Here is a 21,913-nt window from a genome sequence, read left to right as displayed (position 1 = left end):
GAAATCTCCGTATGAGGGGTGCCGGGACGGGACGGTCAGAGACGCTCGACGACGGTGGCGACGCCCATGCCGCCGCCGACGCAGAGGGTGGCGAGCCCGTAGCGCAGGTCGCGGCGCTCCAGTTCGTCGACCAGGGTGCCCAGGATCATCGCGCCGGTCGCGCCGAGCGGGTGGCCCATGGCGATGGCGCCGCCGTTGACGTTGACCTTGTCGAGGCTGAGGCCCATGTCGTCGACGAAGCGGAGCACGACCGCGGCGAACGCCTCGTTGATCTCCACGAGGTCGATGTCGTCGATGGTCAGGCCGGCCTTGGCGAGCGCCTTGCGGGTGGCGGGCGCGGGGCCGGTCAGCATGATGGTGGGCTCGGAGCCGGAGACGGCCGCGGAGACGATGCGCGCCCGCGGGATCATCCCGTAGCGCTCTCCGACGGCGCGGGAGCCGACGGCGACGAGGGCCGAACCGTCCACGATGCCGGAGGAGTTGCCCGCGTGGTGGACGTGGTCGATCTCCTCGACCCAGTGGTACTTCTGGAGCGCGACGGCGTCGAAGCCGCCCATGTCGCCGATGCCGGCGAACGAGGGCTTGAGAGCGGCCAGCGAGTCGGCCGTGGTGCCGGGGCGCATGTGCTCGTCGTGGTCGAGGACGGTGAGGCCGTTGCGGTCCTTGACGGGCACGACGGAACGCCCGAACCGGCCGTCCTTCCACGCTTCGGCGGCCCGCTCCTGGGACATCGCCGCGTACTCGTCGACTGCGCGGCGCGAGTAGCCGCCGAGGGTGGCGATGAGGTCGGCGCCGATGCCCTGCGGAACGAAGTTGGTGTCGAAGTTGGTCATCGGGTCGGCGAACCAGGCGCCGCCGTCGGAGGCCATCGGGACGCGCGACATGGACTCGACGCCACCCGCCAGCACCAGGTCCTCCCAGCCCGAACGGACCTTCATCGCGGCCATGTTGACCGCTTCGAGGCCGGAGGCACAGAAGCGGTTCTCCTGTACGCCGGCGACCGTGTCGGGCAGTCCGGCGGCGATCGCCGCGATGCGGGCGATGTCGGAGCCCTGGTCGCCGACCGGGCCGACGACGCCGAGCACGATGTCGTCGATGGCGGCCGGGTCCAGGCCCGGGAAGCGCGTCTGGATCTCGTGGATCAGGCCGACGACGAGGTCGATCGGCTTGGTGGCGTGCAGGGCGCCGTTGGCCTTGCCGCGTCCGCGCGGGGTGCGGATCGCGTCGTACACATACGCTTCGGTGCTCAACGTCGTGCCTTTCGCATGAGGGTGTGGGTGAGCGGGGTCAGCCGAGCAGGGAACGGCCGATGATTTCCTTCATGATCTCGGTCGTGCCGCCGTAGATCGTCTGGATTCGGCCGTCCGTGAAGGCCTTGGCCACCCGGCACTCGGTCATGTAGCCGTATCCGCCGTGCAGTTGGAGACAGCGGTCGGCGACGCGTTTTTGCAGTTCGGTCGCCCACCACTTGGCCATGGAGGCGTGCACGGCGTCGAGTTCGCCGCCCGAGTGGTCGACGATGCAACGGTCGATGAAGGTGCGGGTGACGGCGCACTCGGTGGCCATCTCGGCGATCTCGAACCGGATGTGCTGGAGCTTGGAGAGCGGCCGGCCGAACGCCTCGCGCTCCTTGACGTAACTCGTGGTGATCTCCAGAAGGTGTTCGGCGGCGGCGATCCCGGCGACCGCGATGCCCATCCGCTCCTGGGCCAGGTTGGTCATCAGATGGACGAAGGCGCCGTTGAGCTCGCCGAGGAGATGGTCCTTGGGGACGCGTACGTCATGGAAGAACAACTCGGCGGTGTCCTGCGACTTCTGACCGATCTTGTCGAGGTTGCGACCGCGTTCGAAGCCTTCCGCGCCGCGCTCGACGACGAGCAGCGACAGCCCCTTGGCGCCGCCCTCGGGGGTGGTCCTGGCGACGACGACGACCAGGTCCGCGAGGATGCCGTTGCTGATGAACGTCTTGGAGCCGTTGAGCAGCCAGTGGTCGCCCCGGTCCTCGGCGGTGGTGCGGATGCCCTGGAGGTCGGATCCGGCGCCCGGTTCGGTCATCGCGATGGCGGTGATCAGCGAGCCGTCGCAGAAGCCGGGCAGCCAGCGCCGCTTCTGCTCCTCGGTGGCGAGCCCGGTCAGATAGGGCCCGACGATGTCGTTGTGCAGGCCGAGCGCGAGCCCGGCCGCCCCGGCGCGGGTGAACTCCTCGGCGAGGACGGCGCTGTAGCGGAAGTCGCTCTGGCCGCCGCCTCCGTACTCCTCGGGTACGGCGAGGCCGAGCAGCCCCTGCTTCCCGGCGGCCAGCCACGCCTGCCGCGAGACGATGCCGTCCTTCTCCCACTGCTCGTAGTGCGGCAGAACCTCCTTGGCGAGGAAGGTGCGGACGGTGTCGCGGAACGCCTCGTGCTCGGCACTGAAGATCTGCCGTTTCAACTCAAGCCTCCTGTACGGGAGTTGACGCGTCGCCCGGACAGAGACCCGGCAGGTCCCAGTCGCGGGCCACCTCCGCCGTGTCGGCGCCGGGCAGGGCGGGGGGCCGCCGGATGGATCCGGGGGTGGCGGAGAAGCGGGGGGCGGGCGCGGGCTGGGTGATGCCTCCGTGCCCGGTGAAGGTGGCGCGCGCCGCGAGATGGGGGTGGTGCGGGGCCTCCTTCAGGGACAGGACGGGCGCCACGCAGGCGTCCGAGCCCTCGAAGACGGCCGTCCACTCCTCGCGGGTCCTGGTGCGGAAGCGGTCGGCGATGGTGGTGCGCAGTTCCGGCCAGCGGGCCAGGTCCTTGCGGGCGGGGGCCTGGTCCTGGATGCCGAGCAGGCGGACGAACTCGTCGTAGAACTGCTGCTCCAGGGAGCCGACCGCCATGTACTGGCCGTCGGAGGTCTCGTACGTCCCGTAGAAGGGGCAGCCGCCGTCGAGGAGGTTGGCTTCGCGCCGGTCCTGCCAGCCGCCGGCCGCCATCATGCCGTGGATCATCGTGGCGAGGTGGGCGCTCCCGTCGACGATCGCCGCGTCCACGACCTGGCCCGCTCCCCCGCCCCGCACGTGCTGGAGGGCGGCGAGGACCCCGATGACGAGGTAGAGCGAGCCGCCGGCGTAGTCGCCGACGAGGTTGGCCGGGACGACCGGCCCCCCGTCGGCGCCGCCGATCATGCCGAGGGTGCCGGTGATGGCGATGTACGCGATGTCGTGCCCGGCCCGCTGGGCGAGCGGGCCGTCCTGGCCCCAGCCGGTCATCCGGCCGTAGACGAGGCCGGGGTTGCGGCCGAAGCACTCCTCGGGCCCGACCCCCAGGCGTTCGGCGACGCCGGGCCGGTAGCCCTCGATGAGGATGTCGGCGCGCTCCACGAGATCGAGCACGAGGCCGGGGCCTTCGGCCGCCTTGAGGTCGACGATCACGGAGCGCTTGTTGCGGTTGGTCAGGTCGTACGCCGGGTCGACGGCGAGGCCGGCGCCGCCCGGGCGGTCCACGCGCACCACGTCGGCGCCGAGGTCGGCGAGGAGCATGGCGGCGAACGGGCCGGGTCCGATGCCCGCCAGCTCGACCACGCGCACCCCGGCGAGCGGGCCGGTTCCTGTCGCTGCCATCAAGCCCCCAGCACTGTGACACAACTGATGTAACATCAATGATGCTAAGAACACGTTCCACTGTGCACAAGCCCCCATGAGCAACCGCTCAGCATGTCGCTCCGGCGCCGGGGCGCCGGTTGCCCCGATACGCCGGGCTTGCCCGCCGCCTCCCCGCCGCTCGCTCTTTCCGCCCCCCGCCCCGGGTGCCCCGCGCCGGGGCCGCACGCTAGCCTCACAACCCGGCCCCGGCCGACGGCGTCACCAGGCAGCGGACATACGGAGGCATGCGGTGGAACCCTCGAAGCGCGACTACGACATCGTGCTGTTCGGCGCGACGGGCTTCGTCGGGGCGCTGACCGCCCAATATCTCGCCACGCACGCACCCGCCGGCTGCCGGTGGGCGATCGCCGGGCGCAACCGCACGAAGCTGGAGCGGCTGCGCGAGCGGCTCGCCGAACTCGACCCGGCGTGCGCCACGATCCCGCTGGTCACCGCCGACTCCACGGACCCCGCGTCGCTGCGCTCGCTCGCCGAGTCGGCGCGCGTGGTGGCCACCACCGTCGGCCCCTATGTCTGGTACGGCGAGGGCCTGGTGGAGGCGTGTGCCGAGGCGGGCACCGACTACCTCGACCTGACCGGGGAGCCGGAGTTCGTCGACACCATGTACGTACGCCATGACGCGCGGGCCCGCGAGCGCGGAGCCCGTCTGGTGCACGCCTGCGGTTTCGACTCGGTGCCGCACGACCTCGGGGTCCAGTTCACCGTGCGACAGCTCCCGGCCGGAGTGCCGCTGCGGATCGACGGGTTCGTGCGGACGAACGCGATGTTCTCCGGCGGCACGCTGGCCTCGGCGCTGACCGCGCTGGGCCGTGGCGCGCAGACCGCGCGGGCCGCCCGCGAGCGCCGGCTGCACGAGCCGCGCCTGGTGGGCCGGCGGGCCCGCGCCCCGCTCGGCGCCCCGCGCTTCAGCAAGGAGACCGGCACCTGGGCGCTGCCCATGCCCACCATCGACCCCCAGGTCATCGCCCGCTCGGCGGCGGCCGACGAACGCTACGGGCCGGACTTCCGCTACCGGCACTTCGCCGCGGTCAAGCACCTTCCGGTGGCGATCGGCGGGGTCGCGGCGCTCGGCACCGTCGCCGCCGTCACCCAACTCCCGCCCGCGCGCGACTGGTTGATGAGTCGTTACGAGGCGGGCCTGGGCCCGGACGAGGCGCGGCGCCGGCGCAGCTGGTTCACCGTCCGCTTCGTCGGCGAAGGCGGTGGGCGCCGGGTCTTCACCGAGGTCTCCGGCGGCGACCCGGGCTACGACGAGACGGCGAAGATCCTCGCCGAGGGCGCGCTCAGCCTCGCCTTCGACGAACTCCCCAAGCTGTCGGGCCAGTTGACACCCGCGACCGCGATGGGCTCGGCCCTCACCGAGCGGTTGCGGACCGCGGGGATGCGCTTCCGGGTGGTCGACACGCGCTGATCGTCCGCGTCGCGGTCGACGCCCGACGATCCCGTCCGCGTCGCGGTCCCCTCCCCCGGCCCCACCCGCGTCGCACAGCCCCGACTACGCCCGGGTGGCGGCCTGTTGGACCTCCTTGAGCGCTCGCCGGCACAGCGCGTCGGCGTGCCGGGTGGACTCGGGGAGCCGGTAGCGCCGGGCGAGGGCCAGGGTGTGGGCGCAGGCCCCTTCGAGGCCCACCCGGTGGCCGACCGAGACGAAGACGGGCTTGGTCGCGTCCTGCGTGCGCAGGGCGCGGCCGACCTCGGCGCCGTCGTCGGCGAGCAGCGGCGAGCTGTCACCGCGGTGGGGTCCGGGCTGCTCGTAGGTGAAGGTGAACGGGTTCTTGGCGACACCCATGACCGGCAGCCCGGTGAGCACGCCGAGGTGGCTGGCCAGGCCGAAGCGGCGCGGGTGCGCGAGGCCGTACCCGTCGCAAATGACCATCCCCGGACCGGAGTCGAGCCGTTCCAGGGCGGCGAGCACGGTGGGGATCTCGCGGAACGCGAGCAAGCCGGGGACATAGGGGAAGGCCACCCGCCCCACGGCGGTGGCCTCCTCGACCACCTCCAGGGTGGCCGCGTCGAGCACGACGGCGGCCGCGACGACCAGGTCCCGCTCGTCGTCGTAGGCCACGTCGACGCCCGTGACGAGCCCGGTGCCGGGCGGCGGCCCGGGCTCGTCCAGCACGACCGCGCCCCGCAACTCGTCCTGGACGGCGAGCGCGGCCGCCTCGTCGCCGGGCCAGCCGTCCGGAATCCCCGTGATGATCTCCATGGCGCCCAGCGTAGGGCTCCGCCCGAGCGGGCCCCACCGTGACCGGCGAGGCCCCGGCGGTCACGGGGTGGGCCCACCCCCGAAGAGCTCCGGCGGCCCGAGTAGCCTCACGATCATGTTCATACTCGAACTGACCTACGTCGTCCCCCTCGACCGCGTCGACGCCCTGCTCGGCGAGCACGTCGCCTGGCTGGACACCCACTACGCGGCGGGTGTCTTCATCGCCTCCGGACGCAAGGAGCCCCGGGACGGCGGTGTCATCCTGGCCGTCGGGGACGATCGCGCGGCCATCGAGAAGCTCGTCGCGACCGACCCCTTCGCCGCCAACGGCTGCGCCACGTACCGGATCACTCAGTTCCTGGCGACCAAGGTCGCCCCTCAACTCCGGCCGTATCAGCAGCAGTTGCCCAGTTGAGCGCCTCGGGTCCGGCAGGGGATCAGCGGCCCAGCCGGGCCACCCGCCCCCGCTCCCCCGCGGCCCAACAGCCGCCGTCCGCCGCGCAGTCGACCGTGTCGTAGGAGCCCGTGTCCACGGTGCGCCAGGTGCGGCCGCCGTCCTGGGTCAGGTCCGTGCCGGTCGGCCCGACCGCGAGAGCGGCCGAGCGCGTGTGCGGCAGCCAGGCGACGCCCGAGCGGTAGGCGGCGACCGGGGTCGCCGAGGGGCGCCAGGTGCGGCCGCCGTCGCCGGTGACGGCCGCGGCCCGGGGTGAGGGCTGGTCCGCCCGGTAGTCGCCGCCGACCGCGAGGCCGTGCGTGCGGTCGCGGAAGGCGAGGCCGAACACCCCGCGGGCCGGGTCGCCGGCGGGGATCGTCGACTCGGCGGCCGTCCAGGTCAGCCCCCGGTCCGACGAGTGCAGGACGCGGCCGGTGGCGCCGCCGCCCGTGGCGAGCCAGACGTCCCGGGGCCCGGAGGCGACCAGGCACTGGCCGCTCGCGGCGAAGCCCGCCTCGCCGGGCTCGGCGGCCGGCATCCCCTCGTTCGGCAGGACCCGCCAGGAGCGGCCGCCGTCCGCGGTGGACAGGACGCGGTACTTGCCGTCGACGGGGTCGCTCACCGCCAGGCCGTGGCGCGGGTCGAAGAAGGCCAGGCAGTCGTAGAACGCCTTCGGGTCGGTGTTGCGGAACGACTCGCTCCAGCTCGCTCCGCCGTCCTCGGTGCGATAGACCCGGGACGCCTCGCCCTCGCCGATCGCGAGGACCACCGCGCGCCGCCCGTCGAAGGCCTCGACGTCCCGGAACTCCAGCGCGCCCGCGCCGGGCGGCGACACGTTCTTCCAGGTACGGCCGCCGTCCGAGGTCCGCAGGACCGTTCCCTTCGTGCCGGCCACCCACGCCGTCGACCGGCTGACCGCCGCCAGCCCCCGGAAGCGGGCATCGCTCCCGCTGTCCTTCACCTCCCACGCCACGCTCCCGTGATCACGCTCGGGCTGGTGCGCCTGGGCCGGCACCGCCAGCGCGGTCACCAGGGCCATCCCGCCCAGCCCCACCGACAGCATGCGTCTCGTCTTCCCCATGGACCTCATGGCGTCGGAAGCTAGCCCAGCCCACCCCACCCGTCCAGGGTGCGTACGCCACCGGCCCCGGGCCGCCGAGCCGTTGGGCGTACGGATGGTGCGCCCCGGCAGGGCGACGCGCGCGACGACGTCCTCAAAGGACCGAAAGAAGTGAGTGGGAAGTTACGGGGGTGATGTGGTGTGGTCCGCGCGGGAGGGGGAAGCAGCCGTATTACGAGCAATCCGGACCCGTGCGCCATGTCCCGGCGTTCAGCCGTGACGCAGGTCACGTGAGCCCGCGGTGCACGGAACGCCGAGTTTCGACGTCTTTCCGGACGGCAGGAGAGAACCCCCGAGGTTGAGGGAGCAGGGCTTTGTCCACCGTCATCGAGCAGCCCGTCCAGGTGCGCCTGATCGCGTCCGCGCCCCGCATGGAAACCGTGCCCGCGACGCTGCGCTACGACCCCGATGACCCCTTCGCCGTCCACATGGCGTTCCCCGCACCGGCCACCCTCGAAGGCGCCGAGGTCTCCTGGGAGTTCGCCCGCGAGCTGCTCGAAGCGGGCATCGAGGCGTCGGCCGGCATGGGCGACGTCCGGGTACGGCCGTACGGCTACGACCGCACGGTGCTCGAATTCCACGCCCGCGAAGGCGTCGCCATGGTCCACATCCGCACCTCCGAAGTGCGCCGCTTCCTCGAACGCACCCGGCTCGTGGTGCCGCCCGGCCGCGAGTACCAACACCTCGACCTGGACGGCGACCTCACCGCGCTGCTGCGCGACGCCTGCTGAGGAACCCCGGAGGCGGACGCCTCCCGCACCGCCTCCGCTCCTGCCCGGTCGCGGCGGTGCCCGGCGCCCGCGTCCACCGCGCCCCCGCCGCACCGCGCCCGTCCCCGCGCACCGCCCGTAAATGGTTTGCGGGGCACGGCGCACCCGCGTACGTTCGTGACTGGCCCTGTTGTCGTCGAACGGAGTAGGACGTTGCTCGTCTGAGGCCCCTGAGACACCGTTTCGCGCACTCCCTTCCGTGTCGCGCGCGCCGGTGTGACCTCTGCCTCCGAGCCATGTCCCCCACCACGATCAGGGCCTTTTTCCTGCCCTGAGCGGTGTCTCAGAACCCCCGTTGCCCTCTTTTCCTTCCCCGCAACCGGGAGACCCGTATGTCAGCCTTCCCTCCGCACATCAGCTCCGCCGCGCTGTCCTTCGCGTGGCCGGACGGCACCCCCGTCTTCGAGGACTTCCCGCTCTCCGTCGGCCCCGGCCGCACCGGGCTCGTCGGCCTCAACGGGTCGGGGAAATCAACCCTGTTGAAGCTGATCGCCGGTGTCCTCGCACCCACCGACGGCACCCTCACCGTCGCGGGCGAGGTCGGCTACCTGCCGCAGAACCTGGTCCTCGACACCACGGTGCGGGTGGACCAGGCGCTCGGCATCGACGCGGTACGCGCGGCCCTGCACGCCATCGAGGACGGTGACGCCGACGAGCGCCACTTCGAGACGGTGGGCGACGACTGGGACGTCGAGGAGCGGGCCCGTGCCACCCTCGACCAGCTGGGCCTCGGCTCCATCGGCCTCGACCGTACGATCGGCGAGGTCTCGGGCGGCGAGTCGGTACTGCTCCGGCTGGCCGCGCTGCTCCTGCGGCGCCCGGACGTCCTGCTGCTCGACGAGCCCACGAACAACCTGGACCTGCCCGCCCGACGGCGTCTGTACGACGCGGTCGACGCCTGGAGCGGGGTGCTCGTGGTGGTCAGCCACGACCGCGAGCTCCTCGACCGGGTGGACCGCATCGGCGACCTCCGCGAGGGCCAAATCGCCTGGTACGGAGGCAACTTCACGGCCTATGAGGAAGCGCTGCGGGCCGAGCAGGAGGCGGCCGAACGGATGGTGCGGGTCGCCGAGGCCGACGTACAGCGTCAGAAGCGCGAACTGGCCGACGCCCAGGTCAAGTTGGCCCGGCGCCGGCGCTATGGGCAGAAGAGCTACGACAACAAGGTGGTGCCGAGGATCGTCGCCAACAACCGCCGCCGCGAGGCACAGGTGTCGGCGGGCAAGCACCGCATCCTCCAGACCGAGCGCCTCGGCGAGGCGCGCGAGCGGCTCGACCAGGCCGTGGAGGCGGTACGCGACGACGAGGAGATCCGCATCGAACTCCCCTCCACCAAGGTGCACCCCGGCCGATCCGTCCTGACCCTGCGCGAGCTCCAACTCCCTTACGGCGCACGGGTGGAGGGGGAACTGGAGGTGCGCGGGCCGGAGCGGATCGCACTGGTCGGCCGCAACGGCTCGGGCAAGACGACGCTGCTGCGCACCCTCGCGGGACAGCTGGCACCGGTGGCGGGCGAAGCGGTCGCCCATGTGCCGCTGCGGTTTCTGCCCCAGCGTCTGGATGTGCTCGACGACGCGCTGAGCGTGGTGGAGAACGTGGCCCGCTTCGCGCCGGGGGCGACGGACAACGCCATCCGGGCGCGGCTGGCGCGCTTCCTGTTCAAGGGAGCCCGGGCCGCCCAGCCGGCCGGGACCCTCTCGGGCGGAGAGCGCTTCCGTGCCGCGCTCGCCGCGCTGCTGCTCGCGGAGCCCGCACCGCAGCTGCTGATGCTGGACGAGCCCACCAACAATCTGGACATGGCCAGCGTGCGCGCCCTGCGAGCCGCGCTCGACGCCTATGAGGGCGCGCTGATCGTGGCGAGCCACGACGTGCCGTTCCTGGAGTCGATCGGCGTCACGCGCTGGCTGCTGCTCGACGGCGAACTCAGCGACACCTCGGCCGAGGAGGTCCGTGGCCCGTCCCGGAGGTGACTTGCCTCTCGTCCCGCCACGGCCACCTGGCCATATAACAGAACGTAACCGGACGAAGGGGAAGGAGGGCTTGGCCTGGGGCTTACGGCCGCCTTAACCTACGGTCTCGTAACCTACGTATGCGTAGGTACGTTTGACGTCCCCCTTTCCCGTCCCCCTGGAGCACACCCGTGACGATCACTTCTCCCCACCTCGGCAGTTCGGACGCGTGGACCGACGCCCGGCTGCTGTTCGCGCTGGAAGAGGTAGTCGAAAAGGAGCTCAACCGGCACCTCAAGGTCGCCAAGGACTGGATGCCGCACGACTACGTGCCGTGGTCGGACGCCCGTAACTTCCCCGGCCTCTTCGAGGACGGCGAGGCATGGGAGCCCCAGCAGTCCAAGGTGACCGACATCGGCAAGATCGCCCTGGTGGTCAATCTGCTCACCGAGGACAATCTGCCGAGCTACCACCACGAGATCGCCTCGCTGTTCGGGCGGGACGGCGCCTGGGGCACCTGGGTGCACCGCTGGACCGCCGAGGAGGGCCGTCACGGCATCGTGATGCGGGACTACCTGCTCGCCTCGCGAGCCGTGGACCCGGACAAGCTGGAACAGTTCCGCATGGCGCACATGAGCGAGGGCTTCGAGTCGGACAACCGGCACTCGATGCTGCACTCGGTGGCCTACGTGGCCTTCCAGGAGCTGGCCACCCGGGTCTCGCACCGCAACACCGGCCACCAGTCGGGCGACCCGGTCTGCGACCGGATGCTGGCGCGGATCGCGACCGACGAGAACCTGCACATGGTCTTCTACCGCAACCTGCTGGGCGCGGCCTTCGAGCTCGCCCCGGACCTGACGATGCAGTCGGTGCGCGATGTCGTCGTGAACTTCCGGATGCCCGGTCACGGCATGCCCGGCTTCGAGCGGGCGGCCGCGCAGATGGCGATCGGCGAGATCTACAACATGCGCATCCACCACGACGACGTGCTCCAGCCGGTGCTCCGCTTCCTCAAGGTCCTGGAGATCGACGGGCTCGGCCCCGAGGGCCTCAAGGCCCAGGAGGAGCTCGGCCTGTACATGGGCGGGCTCGACAGCGAGGCGTCCAAGTTCGACGAGAAGCTCGCCGCGCGCAAGGCGCGGATGGCCGCTCGCCGCTGACCCAGCGCGGCCGGCCCACTGCGGCCTGCCCACCGCGGTCGGGGCCGCGCCCGGGCACGCCGGACTCTCCGGCGTGCCCCGCCCCGGCCGGTGCGGGGCGCTCCTCCTCAGCCCTGGCGCGTGCGTTGCAAGGTGAGCCGTTCCTTCTCGGAGAGGCCGCCCCACACGCCGAATCGCTCGTCGTGGGCCAGCGCGTACTCAAGACATGCCGTGCGTTGTTCGCAGGCTCCGCAGAGCTGCTTGGCCTCCCGCGTCGAGCTGCCGGGGGCGGGGAAGAAGAACTCGGGCCCCGCCTGGGCGCACAACGCGGTCTCCTGCCAAGCGAGTTCCTGGCCGGCGGTCATGGTGTCGTTCAGCATGCGGGCCACGCTGCCGGGCGCTGATCAACGTCCGGTCAACGAATGGTGAACGCGGGCGTCGATCCCCTGCCCACCCGCGCCCGAGGTGCTCCCGGCGGACAGCTAGGACGCGCCCGAGGCGCTCGTGATGAGGGCGATGCGGCCGCCGAACCGGTCGGCGATTGTGCCGAGCCGGCCCACGCCCTCGACGTCCACCGGCCCCATCCTGACCTCGCCGCCCAGCTCCCGCGCCTTGGCGGCGGCCGCATCGGCGTCGGCCACTTCGATGTACGGCATCCAGTAGGCGCCCGCCTCGGCCTCCAGCGGGTCGCTGCCGAGCGGAACGACACCGCCGAACATCGAGTCGGGTCCGGCGGCCGCGGGGTTGACCGTCGTGTACGTACCGCCCGGGAAGCTCACCTCGGTGCTCTCCCAGCCGAAGACCGCGTGGTAGAAGCCGAGGGCCGCCGCGACGTCGGGCGTGCACAGCTCGACCCAGGCGAGCGTGCCGGGCTCGCCGGCCGCCTCCATGCCGCTCATCGCCTTCGGCTGCCAGGCCGAGAAGCCGACGCCCGCCGGGTCTTTGAAGGAGGCGCTGCGGCCGAGCTCCATGACATCGACGGGCTGGATGGTGACGCTGCCGCCGTCCCGCTCGACGGCCTCGGCCGTGGCCTCGACGTCAGGCGTCTGGAAGTACACGTTCCACCCGGGGGCGGCCTGCTCGGGCGGGACGGTCATCGCGCCGGCGATGGTCCTGCCCTCGGCCTGGAAAGTGCCGTATCCGCCGACCTCGGGGCCGCCGGGCGTGTAGGTCCAGCCGAAGACTCCGGTGTAGAAGGCGACCGCCGTGTCGAGATCGGGGGTGCCGAGGTCGAACCAGCTGGGCGAGCCCGTGACGTACTGGGTGGTGAGCATGATGAGCTCCTTGGGGAGTCCCGTTCTCCTGCCATCTTGAGTCTCGCAGCAGGCACTGACAATTCGGGACGGAACCGGGCGCGGGCGCCCGGTGGCCAGGCGCGCGGGGCCCGTCGCGGTGCGGGCCGGACGTCCGGGCCCTTGGAGCCGCGCGGCCCCCTTGAGGACCATCGGCCCCCCGCGTCGCGCCCAACGGCGGGCTCCGGGGCCATGCGCGCCTGTCAGCGTGGTTGGAGTGTGGTGCGCAGCCGATAGCGGTCCCCGCTGTACTCGACGGTCGACAGGAGCACGGGACGCTGGTCCCGCGTGTAGATCGTCTGGTCCAGGGCGAGCACGGGCGAGCCGGGATCGATTCCGAGGTGCTCCGCCAGCGCCCGGTCGGCGCCGCGCGCCTCGATGGTGGTCTCGGAGCGGTCCAACTCGACGCCCCGGGCGTGCAGTTCCTCGAAGAGCGAGGCACCGGTGAAGTCCACCTCGTCGAGGCCGGGCGCGAGCGTGGCCACCAGCAGGGTGCGGTCGACGGCGATGCGTACGCCGTCGAGCAGCCGGACGCGCTCCAGGCGCAGCAGGGGGGCGCCGGCCGGCACGTCCAGGCGGTCGGCGTCGTCCAGGGTCGCGGGGCGCAGCTCCTGGTGCAGCACGAGGGAGCTCGGCCTCATGTGCTTGCGGCGGGCGGTCGTGGTGAACGACTCCAGGTCGTTGGGCCACTCGCGGGGCGCGACGGGGGTCGCCACGAACCAGCCCCGGCCGTGCGAGGCGGTCACCAGGCCCTGGTCGACCAGGTGGGCGAGGGCCTTGCGCAGGGTGACCCGGGAGATGTCGAGCCGCTCGCCGAGTTCGCGCTCGGGAGGCAGCCGGGCGCCGGCGGTCAGCCCGCGGCGCTGGATCTCGTCCTGGATGAGTTCGGCGGTCTGGGCCCACAGCGGGGACGGCCCGCTGCCTCGTTCGGGGAAGCGGACGGGGGGGGCGGGGGTGGCGTGAGGGGTGGCATCGGCGCTCATCGGAACCTCCAGCGGAATCTCCGGAGCATACCACCGCATACCACCATGTCCGGCCCAGCCTGCGGGCCGACCGGACCAGGCCGTTGGTCACCGTTCCAAAAAAGGAACAGACCACTATTGACCACTTGAATACCACTGCATACCTTTGGGTCGCGGCACCCGGTGGGACCGGTGGCCGGCCGGTTCGGTGACCACGCCCCTGGAGGGCAGCGGGACCGCTTGCGCGATGGAGGAAGACGGATGAGTACGGGTCGAGCCAAGACCGCCGGCAAGCGGCGCGGCGGCGGCGGTGTCATGGCGGTCATGCAGCGCATCGGACGCAGCCTGATGCTTCCGGTGGCGACGCTTCCGGCGGCCGCCCTCCTGCTGCGCCTGGGCGCCAAGGACCTGCTGGGCCGCGAGGAGTTCCCCGAGCTGATCCGCAAGCTGGGCATGGTCCTGGCCGCCGGCGGCCAGACCGTCTTCGACAATCTGCCGCTGCTCTTCGCCATCGGCGTGGCCATCGGCTTCGCCAAGAAGGCGGACGGCTCCACCGCGCTCGCCGCCGCCGTCGGCTACCTGGTCTTCAAGGCGGTGCTCGCCAGCGACGCCTTCCCGAAGGGGGTCGACGGCAAGCCGCTGGACGCCAAGGTGCTCGGCGGCATCGTCATGGGCCTGGCCGCGGCGCTGCTCCACCAGCGCTTCAGCCGGACCAAACTCCCCGACTGGCTGGGTTTCTTCGGCGGCCGCAGGCTGGTCCCGATCCTCAGCGCCTTCGCGGGCGTCGCCATCGGCGTGGTGTTCGGCGTCATCTGGCCGATGGTCGGCGGCTGGTTCTACCACTTCGGCGAGTGGCTGGTGGGCACCGGCGCCTGGGGCGCCGGCATCTTCGGCCTGGTGGTCCGCGCGCTGATCCCGATCGGGATGCACCACTTCTTCACGTTCTTCCCCTGGTTCGACGCCGGAACGTTCGTCAGCCCCTCCACCGGCGCCGAGGTCCACGGCGACATCGCGCGCTTCCTCGCGGGCGACCCGAGCGCCGGCCAGTTCATGACCGGTGGCTTCCCGATCTACATGTTCGCGTTGCCCGCCGCCGCCCTCGCGATCGCGCACACCGCGCGGCCCGAGAACCGCACCATGGTCAAGGGCATGATGATCTCGGTCGCGCTCACCTCGTTCGTCACGGGCGTCACCGAGCCCATCGAGTTCAGCTTCATGTTCGTGGCCCCGCTCCTGTACGCCGTCCACGCGGTGCTTTTCGGCGTCTCCATGGCGGTCTGCTACGCGCTGGGCATCCGCGACGGCTTCGGCTTCTCCTCCGGCGCGATCGACTATGTCGTCAACTACGGCATCGCCACCAAGCCCTGGCTCCTGATCCCCATCGGCCTGGCCTTCGCCGCGCTCTACTACGTGATCTTCCGGTTCGCGATCGTGCGGTTCGATCTGCCGACGCCGGGACGCGAACCCGCCGAGGGCGAAGCCCTCCCCGGCGAACCCGGCGAAGGCGAAGCTCTTGCGGGCGAACCCGCCCCGGCGTCCGCCGGCACACCGTCCGGCACTCCCGTGCGCTCCCCCGACGCCGTTCCCCCGGGCGCCGCCCTAAGGGACGATCCGGCGTCCAAGGCCTGACGCTCCATCCGCCACCCCTGTCGCGCTCCCGCCGCCCGCATCCGGCGGGGCCTACGAAAGGACTCCTTCATGTCCGGATCGCGTATCACCTTCCTCGACGGCCAGAGCGGCCAGCCGCAGGCGCTGGAACGCGTGATCGCCCATGTGCGGCGGCAGCTCGACGGGCCGGCCCGGGACCGGCTGCGCTCCAAGCGGCGCCCCCTGCTCGCCGGAATCGGCGCCTCCTACGCGGCGCTCGCCGCCCCGGTCGAGGTGCTCCGCGGCCATGGCGTACCGGCCCAGCGGGTGCTCTCCAGCGAGATCGAGGACGGACTGCGCGGCTTCGACACCGATCTCCTGATCGGTGTCTCGCAGGGCGGCCGCAGCTCCGAGACGATCGCCGCGTTCAGGGCCGCCCAGGACGTGCCGACGCTCGCCGTCCTCAATGTCACGCCCTCGCCGCTCGGTGAACTCGCCGACCTCACCGTCGACTTGGGCAACGAGCCCGACTCGTACGCCTCGACCGTCGGCTTCACCGCCACCGTCGTGGCGCTCGACCTGATCGCCGGGGCCGTCGCCGGACGCACCGGCGATCCCTGGGACGGCGTCGCCTCCCGGGTGGAAACCGTGCGCGCCCGCGCCGCCGAGGTCGTCGGCGCGCTGCGCGCCCGCGCGGCCCGCTGTGTGGCGGCCGACTGCGTGGCCTCCGGCGCCTCCCGGGTCAGCGCCGAAGAGGCGGCCCTGCTGCTGCGCGAGGTGCCGCGGATGCCGGCCGCGGCCTCGGTCACACGCAACTACCTGCACGGCGAGATGGAGTCGGCGGGCAACACCCTGCACCTCGTCTTCGGCGACGGCCGCGAGGTCGAACTGGCCCGCTCGCTCTCCTCGGCCGGGCACTTGACCCTGCTGATCACCACCCAGGACGTCGACCCTGCCGAGCACCTCGGCGTCATATGTCTGCCGAGGACGGCCCCCGGCGTCCGGGTGGTCCTGGAGACGGTCGTGGTGCAGGAGCTCGCGGCCGCGCTCAGCGAGGAACGCGAGGTGCCCATCGAGTCGTTCGTGTTCGCCAACGACGACACCAAGGAGGGCGGCGTGGATGCCGCCGACTTCGAACTGGCCTCGCCCGTCGCGGCCGCCTGACCGCGCTACTTCCCCTTGGCGGCGCGGCTCGGCTGTACCCGCTTGGGCTCCCCCGGCATCTTGGGGTAGTCCGGCGGGTACGGCATGTCGCCGAGTTCGTGGTCGTGCTCGTCCCGGTCGGCGAGTTCGAGGAGCGGCTCCAGACCGAAGGCGTGGTCGTCCATGTCCGCGTGCAGATCGCCGAGTTCGGCGTAGCGCGCGGGCATGGTCCGCAGGTCGAAGTCCTCGGGGTGGACGTCGTCGAGTTCGTCCCAGCGCAGCGGCGCCGAGACCGGGGCGTGCGGCTTGGGGCGCACCGAATAGGCCGAGGCGATGGTGCGGTCGCGGGCGGTCTGGTTGTAGTCCACGAAGATCCGCTCGCCGCGCTCCTCCTTCCACCAGGCGGTGGTGACCTTCCCCGCCATGCGGCGCTCCAGCTCGCGGCCGAGCGCGATGGCGCAGCGGCGCACCTCCGTGAACGTCCAGCGCGGCTCGATCGGCACGAAGACGTGGATCCCCCGGCCGCCGGACGTCTTGGGCCAGCCGGTGATCCCCAACTCGCCCAGCAGCGCGCGCAGTTCGTGTGCGACGGGGACGGCGTCGTCGAAGTCGGTGCCGGGCTGGGGGTCGAGGTCGATCCGGAGCTCGTCGGGATGGTCGGTCGCCTCGCGCCGTACCGGCCAGGGGTGGAAGGTCAGGGTGCCGAGCTGCGCGGCCCACAGGACGGCGGCGGGCTCGGTGGGGCACATCTCGTCGGCATGCCGGCCGCTGGGGAAGGCGATGCGGGCGGTCGGGATCCAGTCGGGGAGGTTCTTGGGCGCCCGCTTCTGGAAGAAGGACTCGCCGTCCACGCCGTCGGGGTAGCGCTCCAGGGTGGTGGGGCGGTCGCGCAGGGCGCGCGTGATGCCGTCCGCGACGGCCAGGTAGTAGCGCGCCACGTCCAGCTTGGTGTAGCCGGACTGCGGAAAGTAGACCTTGTCCGGGTTGGAGAGGCGGACGGTGCGCCCGCCGACCTCCAGCTCGATCGCTTCGCCCTTGCCCATGCAGGCCACGGTAGGCGGAGGGCGACAAAGCCGCATATCGGTGAGAATCGGTTGTATGGATCTCCCGGTGATGCCTCCTGTGAAGCCGATGCTCGCCAAGTCCGTGGCGAAGATCCCGCCCGGGATGCAGTACGAGGCCAAGTGGGACGGGTTCCGGGCCATCGTGCACCGCGACGGCCCCGACATCGTCATCGGCAGCCGCAACGGCAAACCCCTGACCCGCTACTTTCCCGAGCTGGCCCAGGCCCTTGAGGAGCGCCTTCCCGAGCGGTGCGTGGTGGACGGCGAGATCGTCATCGCCCACGACGGCCGGCTCGACTTCGACCGGCTCAGCGAGCGCATCCACCCCGCCGCGTCCCGGGTGAAGCTGCTGGCCGAGCAGACTCCGGCGAGTTTCATCACCTTCGACCTGCTCGCCCTCGGCGACGTCCCGCTCCTGGACACCCCGCTGGCCGAGCGGCGCGCCCTGCTGGTCGAGGCGCTCGAAGGCGTGTCGCCGCCGGTGCATCTCGCGCCGGCCACCACCGACATCGAGGTGGCGCGCCGCTGGTTCGAGGAGTACGAGGGCGCCGGGCTCGACGGGGTCGTCGCCAAGCCCCTCGACCTTCCCTACCGGCCGGACGCCCGCCTCATGTACAAGATCAAGCACGAACGGACGGCGGACGTGGTGATCGCCGGATACCGCCATCACAAGAGCGGCCCGGTGGTGGGCTCGCTCCTGCTCGGTCTGTACGACCCGGCGGGCGCGCTCCAGCACGTCGGGGTGTGCGCCGCCTTCCCGATGAAACGCCGGGCGGAGCTGATCGACGAGCTCGCGCCGCTGCTCATGGCCGACCCGGTCGCCGAGGGGCACCCGTGGGCCGCGTGGGCGCAGGAGGCCGCGCACGAGAGTGCCCGTCTGCCGGGCGCCCCCAGCCGCTGGACCGGAAAGAAGGACCTGTCGTGGGTGGCGGTGCGCCCCGAGCGGGTGGTGGAGGTGGCGTACGACCACATGGAGGGCGACCGGTTCCGGCACACCGCACAGTTCCGCCGCCGGCGCCCGGACCGCTCCCCCGAAAGCTGCACCTACGCGCAGTTGGAGGAGCCGGTCCGGTACGACCTCGCGCAGGTGCTGTCGTCAGGGAGCGGGTGAGGGGCACCCCGGCGCGGGCGGTGTGCCGGCCGGGTCCGGCGTGGGCGATGCCGAGGACGACGGCGCCGGACAGCCCGGTACACCGGGACCGCCCGACGGCGAGGGACTCGTACTGGTACTCGGCGACGGGGACGGCGACGCGGAAGGGCTCGGGTTCGGCGAGGACGAGGGGGAAGGTGACGGGGAGCCCGAGGGAGACGGCGACTGCGGCGGCCGCGAGGCCGACGGGCTGGCGCCGGGATGGGCGGGGGTGGGCGCGGAGGGCCCGCTGCTCGGCTGGGGCCCGATCACGATACCGCCGCCCTGCTTGCGCCCCCGGTCGGCGTGGAGCTGCCCGGCGCTGCCCGCGCCGGGTGTACTCGGCAGCACCCCCGTGCCGTCCGGCACGACATGGGTGCCCCGCCGGTAGAACTCCAGCCACGACAGGACCGTCCGCAGGTAGTCGGCCGAGTGGTTGTAGCCGAGCACCGCGCGGTTCAGGTCCGCCGCGACCGCCAGATCGCGCGCGTCCGCGCACAGATAGGCCCCGGCGGCGAGTGACGCGTCGAAGACGTTGTTGGGATCCTTGCGGCCGTCACCGTTGCCGTCCCTTCCCCAGGTGGCCCAGGTGGCGGGGATGAACTGCATCGGCCCGACCGCCCGGTCGTAGTGGGCGTCCCCGTCCAGCGTTCCGCGGTCGGTGTCGGCGATGTCGGCGAAGCCGGCCCCGTTGAGCACCGGCCCGAGGATCGGTGTGAGGGTCGTGCCGTGCGCGTCGACCCGGCCGCCCCCCGCGTGTCCCGACTCCACTTTGCCGAGGGCCGCGAGGAGTTGCCAGGGCAGATGACAGCGCGGCGCACTCCCCGCAAGCCGTTGTGCCGCCCGCTGGTACGCGGCGAGAACGGTCGCCGGAATGCCCTCCTGCGTCCACACCGGATCGGCCACGCCCACCTGGGGCGGGGCGCTCGGGGGCGTCGGCGGGACCAGCGGCGGAAGCTCGGTGTGGTACGCGCCGTCGGACGGCTGCTCCTCGCGCACGGCGCCCACGGGACCCGCGACGGGCTCGCCCGGGCGCGCCGGCACGGGGCGCAGGAGCCCCGGTGCCTGCGAGGCGGTGAGGGCGGCCATCGCGACGGCCGCGACGGCGGTACCGGTGAACCCGCGGCGTAACCGCCGGTGCCGTGCCGGCGCAAGCCGTCCCAGGTCCAGGAGACGCTCGCGGGCCCTCATGATCCCTGCCCGAAGGTGTCGATGCCGGATATCCGCCAGGTGCCGCCGCCCTGCCGCACCACGTCGACGGCGAACATGGCGGCGGCGTACGTCGTTTCGGGCTTCTTGCCCGCGGTACGCGTGCTGCTCTGGTCGGCGTAGACGAGCACGCGGGCGCGGGAGCCGTCGATCATCTCCACGCCGCTCTCGGTCGCGGTGGTGGTGAGCACCAGTTTCTGCTCCTTGGCCTGGGCCCGCACGGCGGCCAGCATCTCGTGGTGCTGCTGAACCGCCTTGCCGGTCAGCAGAGTTGATGCGGCCTTGTCGGCGGCGGCGGTGTCCGCGTAGTTGTACGAGAACAGCGCGGCGACGGCCTTCTCGGTCTGCCCCTTGACCTCGCTGGTGCGGCCCGGGTCGGTGAGGGCGACATTGCGGGCGGCGGGATCGGAGCGCAGGGAGTCGGCCCGGGTCAGGGCGAGCGCACCGAAGGCGCCGAGCAGCACGACCAGGACACACAGGGCGACGGGAGCCCGCACAGAGAGCAACCGGCGCAGGGCTCCCGAGGACCGCGCCGGGCGCGGAGCCGCCGTGGACCGCACCCCGAACGGCCGGGAGCGGGCCGGCAGTCGGCCTCGGAGCGGACGCGCCCCACCCTGGCCCGGGCCCGCCTCCAACACCGAACTCTCCTCGGCAGGAGCCGAGTTGGCGATCCGCCTGCCACGCCGCGACGGCATCTCGGTGGCCGTTCTGGCGGACTCGGCATGGGCCAGTCGGCGCTGCCGGTTGACCAGGTGACGGGTTGTCGACATGTGCGGCTCCTGTCCGGATGCGAAAGGGGGGTCAGTTGGCCGCGCTGTTGCCGACCGGCGCCTGGCCGAGGGCGCTCAGCTTCCAGCCGGCGGGGGTACGGGTGAGTTCGCCGAGCATCCTGCTGTCCTTGGCGGCGGGCTTCTCCTTCGGCGCCTGCACGGTGATGCGCAGCGCCACCATCACCCTGGCCCGGCCCGCCCGGTCGTCCAGCTCGGTGACCGCGCCGTCGAGCACCTTGGCCGTGGTGACCGTCTGGGCCTGCTGGACCTGCTTCTCGAACGCGCCGCGCCCGTCGGCCAGTTGCTGACGCAGATCACCGGTGGTGGAGTCCTGCCACATGTCCAGGCCGTGGGCCAGGTCCTTGTGATCGAGCGTGGAGAGGTTCTGCACGGCCTGTTCGCCGGCCGCGAGGACCGTGTCCCGGGAGGCGGCGTAGGCGGCCGCGTCGTCGTGTGCGGCGCCGTACCAGGACCAGCCGGCCCACACCGCGAACCCGCCCGCGAGCAGCGTGAGCACCATCGCGGCGATGAGCAGGGGCTGGGTCGTCATGCGTGCCATGTTCTTCGCACTCCCTCTCGCGGGGCCGGGTCGGGCTGGCCCTAGCGGGCTCGGATATCGGTGATCTGCCAGTGCCCGCCGGTGAGTTGGGCGGTGACGGAGAGCTGAGCGGCGGCGGTGGTCGCGGGCCTGGTGTCCCGCTGGGACCGCTGGTCGAGGAAGACGAGCAGCTCCGCCCGGTCACCGGTGAGCCGGACGACTCCGGCCCGGACGACATGGGTGGTCAGACTGAGCTTCTGCTCGGCGGCCCGCTGCCTCAACTCGCCGAACAGGGCCGCGTATTGACCGGCCGCGCGGCCGCCCAGCAACTCCTTGGCCGCCGCCTCGGTGACGGAGGTGTCCTGGGAGGCGTACGAGAAGACCGTGCCGAGCGTGTTGCTGACATCGCCGATGACGCGGGTGGTGGCGGAGGCGTCCGTGAGCGCGTGGTTGCCCAGGGCGGGCGCGGAGGTCAACTGACGCGCCTGGAACAGCAGTCCGGCGCCGGCCAGAACAAGGACGACGACACCGGCGAGCGGGAGGTGACGACGCAGCCCGCGGAAGAGGGCCGGCCCGGCTCCGACGCCCCTCCCGGGCCGGCCCCCCGCACGGGCGGCACTCGACTCGTCGGGCTCGGGCTCGGGCTCGGGCTCGGTCCCCTCCTGGGGCTCGGGCTTGGGCTCGGGGCCGGCCCCGGACGCACGCGCGCGCTCGGGCTCAAGCTGTGGCTCGGAACCGGCCTCAGGCGCAGGCAGGCGCTCGGGCTCGGGCCCGGCCTCAGGCCCAGGCGAGCGCTCGGGCTCGGGCCCGGCCCCGGACTCACGCGCGCGCTCGGGCTCAAGCTGTGGCTCGGAACCGGCCTCAGGCCCAGGCGCGCGCCCAGGCTGAAGCTCAGGCCCAGAACCGGCCTCAGGCGCAAGCGCGCGCTCGGGCTCGGGCCCGGCCTCAGGCGCAGGCGCGCGCCCGGGCTCGGGCCCTGC

General features: G+C 72.4%; 21 protein-coding genes. 8 read left to right on the top strand and 13 right to left on the bottom strand.

All coding sequences use genetic code 11. The annotated features are described in order from the left end of the window. Window positions 1-35: 35 nt before the first annotated feature. Genes N4G70_RS15105 through N4G70_RS15095 form a run of 3 tightly spaced genes read right to left on the bottom strand, consistent with a single transcriptional unit; the run spans window position 36 to window position 3,580 of the window. Window positions 36-1,250: an acetyl-CoA C-acetyltransferase gene (locus tag N4G70_RS15105; protein WP_261713138.1), complete on the bottom strand. Its 1,215-nt coding sequence runs from the start codon at window positions 1,248-1,250 to the stop codon at window positions 36-38. Window positions 1,251-1,287: 37 nt separating this feature from the next. Further along, on the bottom strand, window positions 1,288-2,430 hold the full coding sequence (locus N4G70_RS15100) for an acyl-CoA dehydrogenase family protein (protein WP_261713137.1): 1,143 nt from the start codon (window positions 2,428-2,430) through the stop codon (window positions 1,288-1,290). 1 nt (window position 2,431) lies between these two features. After that, window positions 2,432-3,580, bottom strand: a complete 1,149-nt coding sequence (locus N4G70_RS15095) for a CaiB/BaiF CoA-transferase family protein (protein ID WP_261713136.1) — start codon at window positions 3,578-3,580, stop codon at window positions 2,432-2,434. Between the two features lie 271 nt (window positions 3,581-3,851). Here N4G70_RS15095 and N4G70_RS15090 point away from each other — a divergent pair, with 271 nt between their 5' ends. Beyond that, window positions 3,852-5,033, top strand: coding sequence for a trans-acting enoyl reductase family protein (locus N4G70_RS15090; RefSeq protein ID WP_261713135.1), 1,182 nt, complete (start codon window positions 3,852-3,854; stop codon window positions 5,031-5,033). 84 nt (window positions 5,034-5,117) lie between these two features. On the opposite strand, the gene N4G70_RS15085 is transcribed toward N4G70_RS15090, so the two are convergent. Continuing rightward, window positions 5,118-5,828: an endonuclease V gene (locus tag N4G70_RS15085; protein WP_261713134.1), complete on the bottom strand. Its 711-nt coding sequence runs from the start codon at window positions 5,826-5,828 to the stop codon at window positions 5,118-5,120. Window positions 5,829-5,943: 115 nt separating this feature from the next. On the opposite strand from N4G70_RS15085, the gene N4G70_RS15080 reads away from it, so the two are divergent. Continuing rightward, window positions 5,944-6,243 carry a YciI family protein gene (locus N4G70_RS15080; protein WP_261713133.1) on the top strand — a complete coding sequence of 100 codons (300 nt, stop codon included), beginning with the start codon at window positions 5,944-5,946 and terminating at the stop codon, window positions 6,241-6,243. A gap of 22 nt (window positions 6,244-6,265) precedes the next feature. Here N4G70_RS15080 and N4G70_RS15075 read toward each other — a convergent pair whose 3' ends face one another. Then, a complete protein-coding gene (locus N4G70_RS15075; protein ID WP_399035501.1) occupies window positions 6,266-7,342 on the bottom strand; it encodes a WD40/YVTN/BNR-like repeat-containing protein in 1,077 nt (358 codons plus the stop codon). 353 nt (window positions 7,343-7,695) lie between these two features. Here N4G70_RS15075 and N4G70_RS15070 point away from each other — a divergent pair, with 353 nt between their 5' ends. The 3 genes from N4G70_RS15070 to N4G70_RS15060 all read left to right on the top strand — a co-directional run bounded on the left by N4G70_RS15070 (window position 7,696) and on the right by N4G70_RS15060 (window position 11,260). Continuing rightward, entirely contained in the window at window positions 7,696-8,112 is a 417-nt protein-coding gene (locus tag N4G70_RS15070; protein WP_261713131.1) for an SsgA family sporulation/cell division regulator, read from the top strand. Between the two features lie 371 nt (window positions 8,113-8,483). Further along, window positions 8,484-10,121, top strand: a complete 1,638-nt coding sequence (locus N4G70_RS15065; RefSeq protein WP_261713130.1) for an ABC-F family ATP-binding cassette domain-containing protein — start codon at window positions 8,484-8,486, stop codon at window positions 10,119-10,121. 170 nt (window positions 10,122-10,291) lie between these two features. After that, a complete protein-coding gene (locus N4G70_RS15060) occupies window positions 10,292-11,260 on the top strand; it encodes an acyl-ACP desaturase (RefSeq protein WP_261713129.1) in 969 nt (322 codons plus the stop codon). A gap of 107 nt (window positions 11,261-11,367) precedes the next feature. Here N4G70_RS15060 and N4G70_RS15055 read toward each other — a convergent pair whose 3' ends face one another. The 3 genes from N4G70_RS15055 to N4G70_RS15045 all read right to left on the bottom strand — a co-directional run bounded on the left by N4G70_RS15055 (window position 11,368) and on the right by N4G70_RS15045 (window position 13,514). Beyond that, window positions 11,368-11,619, bottom strand: a complete 252-nt coding sequence (locus N4G70_RS15055; protein ID WP_261713128.1) for a WhiB family transcriptional regulator — start codon at window positions 11,617-11,619, stop codon at window positions 11,368-11,370. Window positions 11,620-11,721: 102 nt separating this feature from the next. Beyond that, complete coding sequence (locus tag N4G70_RS15050; RefSeq protein ID WP_261713127.1) at window positions 11,722-12,513, bottom strand: VOC family protein; 792 nt, start codon at window positions 12,511-12,513, stop codon at window positions 11,722-11,724. Between the two features lie 221 nt (window positions 12,514-12,734). Beyond that, window positions 12,735-13,514, bottom strand: coding sequence for a GntR family transcriptional regulator (locus N4G70_RS15045; protein WP_261713126.1), 780 nt, complete (start codon window positions 13,512-13,514; stop codon window positions 12,735-12,737). 240 nt (window positions 13,515-13,754) lie between these two features. Here N4G70_RS15045 and N4G70_RS15040 point away from each other — a divergent pair, with 240 nt between their 5' ends. Together N4G70_RS15040 and N4G70_RS15035 are read left to right on the top strand one after the other, a co-directional pair. Continuing rightward, a complete protein-coding gene (locus N4G70_RS15040; RefSeq protein ID WP_261713125.1) occupies window positions 13,755-15,122 on the top strand; it encodes a PTS transporter subunit EIIC in 1,368 nt (455 codons plus the stop codon). A gap of 69 nt (window positions 15,123-15,191) precedes the next feature. Further along, the gene (locus N4G70_RS15035) at window positions 15,192-16,244 is read left to right on the top strand and encodes an SIS domain-containing protein (RefSeq protein WP_261713124.1); all 1,053 of its coding nucleotides are present in this window, start codon (window positions 15,192-15,194) and stop codon (window positions 16,242-16,244) included. Window positions 16,245-16,249: 5 nt separating this feature from the next. Here the strand turns inward: N4G70_RS15035 and ligD are convergent, their stop codons facing one another. Next, window positions 16,250-17,266, bottom strand: a complete 1,017-nt coding sequence (gene ligD, locus N4G70_RS15030; RefSeq protein WP_261713123.1) for a non-homologous end-joining DNA ligase — start codon at window positions 17,264-17,266, stop codon at window positions 16,250-16,252. 55 nt (window positions 17,267-17,321) lie between these two features. Between ligD and N4G70_RS15025 the strand changes: the two genes are divergently transcribed. Further along, entirely contained in the window at window positions 17,322-18,398 is a 1,077-nt protein-coding gene (locus N4G70_RS15025) for an ATP-dependent DNA ligase (protein ID WP_261713122.1), read from the top strand. Here N4G70_RS15025 and N4G70_RS15020 read toward each other — a convergent pair. The 4 genes from N4G70_RS15020 to N4G70_RS15005 are packed head-to-tail and all read right to left on the bottom strand — an operon-like array spanning window position 18,384 to window position 21,409. Next, window positions 18,384-19,607 (bottom strand): lytic transglycosylase domain-containing protein, encoded by a 1,224-nt coding sequence (locus tag N4G70_RS15020; protein ID WP_261713121.1) that lies wholly within the window; start codon window positions 19,605-19,607, stop codon window positions 18,384-18,386. The two genes, N4G70_RS15025 and N4G70_RS15020, sit on opposite strands and share 15 nt — an antisense overlap. Further along, on the bottom strand, window positions 19,604-20,395 hold the full coding sequence (locus N4G70_RS15015; protein ID WP_261713120.1) for a hypothetical protein: 792 nt from the start codon (window positions 20,393-20,395) through the stop codon (window positions 19,604-19,606). The genes N4G70_RS15020 and N4G70_RS15015 overlap by 4 nt, the downstream gene beginning before the upstream one ends. A 31-nt stretch (window positions 20,396-20,426) precedes the next feature. Then, window positions 20,427-20,954 carry a nuclear transport factor 2 family protein gene (locus N4G70_RS15010; protein WP_261713119.1) on the bottom strand — a complete coding sequence of 176 codons (528 nt, stop codon included), beginning with the start codon at window positions 20,952-20,954 and terminating at the stop codon, window positions 20,427-20,429. 41 nt (window positions 20,955-20,995) lie between these two features. Further along, window positions 20,996-21,409 carry a hypothetical protein gene (locus tag N4G70_RS15005; RefSeq protein ID WP_261713118.1) on the bottom strand — a complete coding sequence of 138 codons (414 nt, stop codon included), beginning with the start codon at window positions 21,407-21,409 and terminating at the stop codon, window positions 20,996-20,998. Window positions 21,410-21,913: the final 504 nt, after the last annotated feature.

This window comes from Streptomyces sp. ASQP_92 (assembly GCF_025399895.1).
GTDB lineage: Bacteria > Actinomycetota > Actinomycetes > Streptomycetales > Streptomycetaceae > Streptomyces.
Note: the sequence above shows the minus strand (reverse complement) of the source record. Positions and strands in the feature narration are given on the sequence as shown.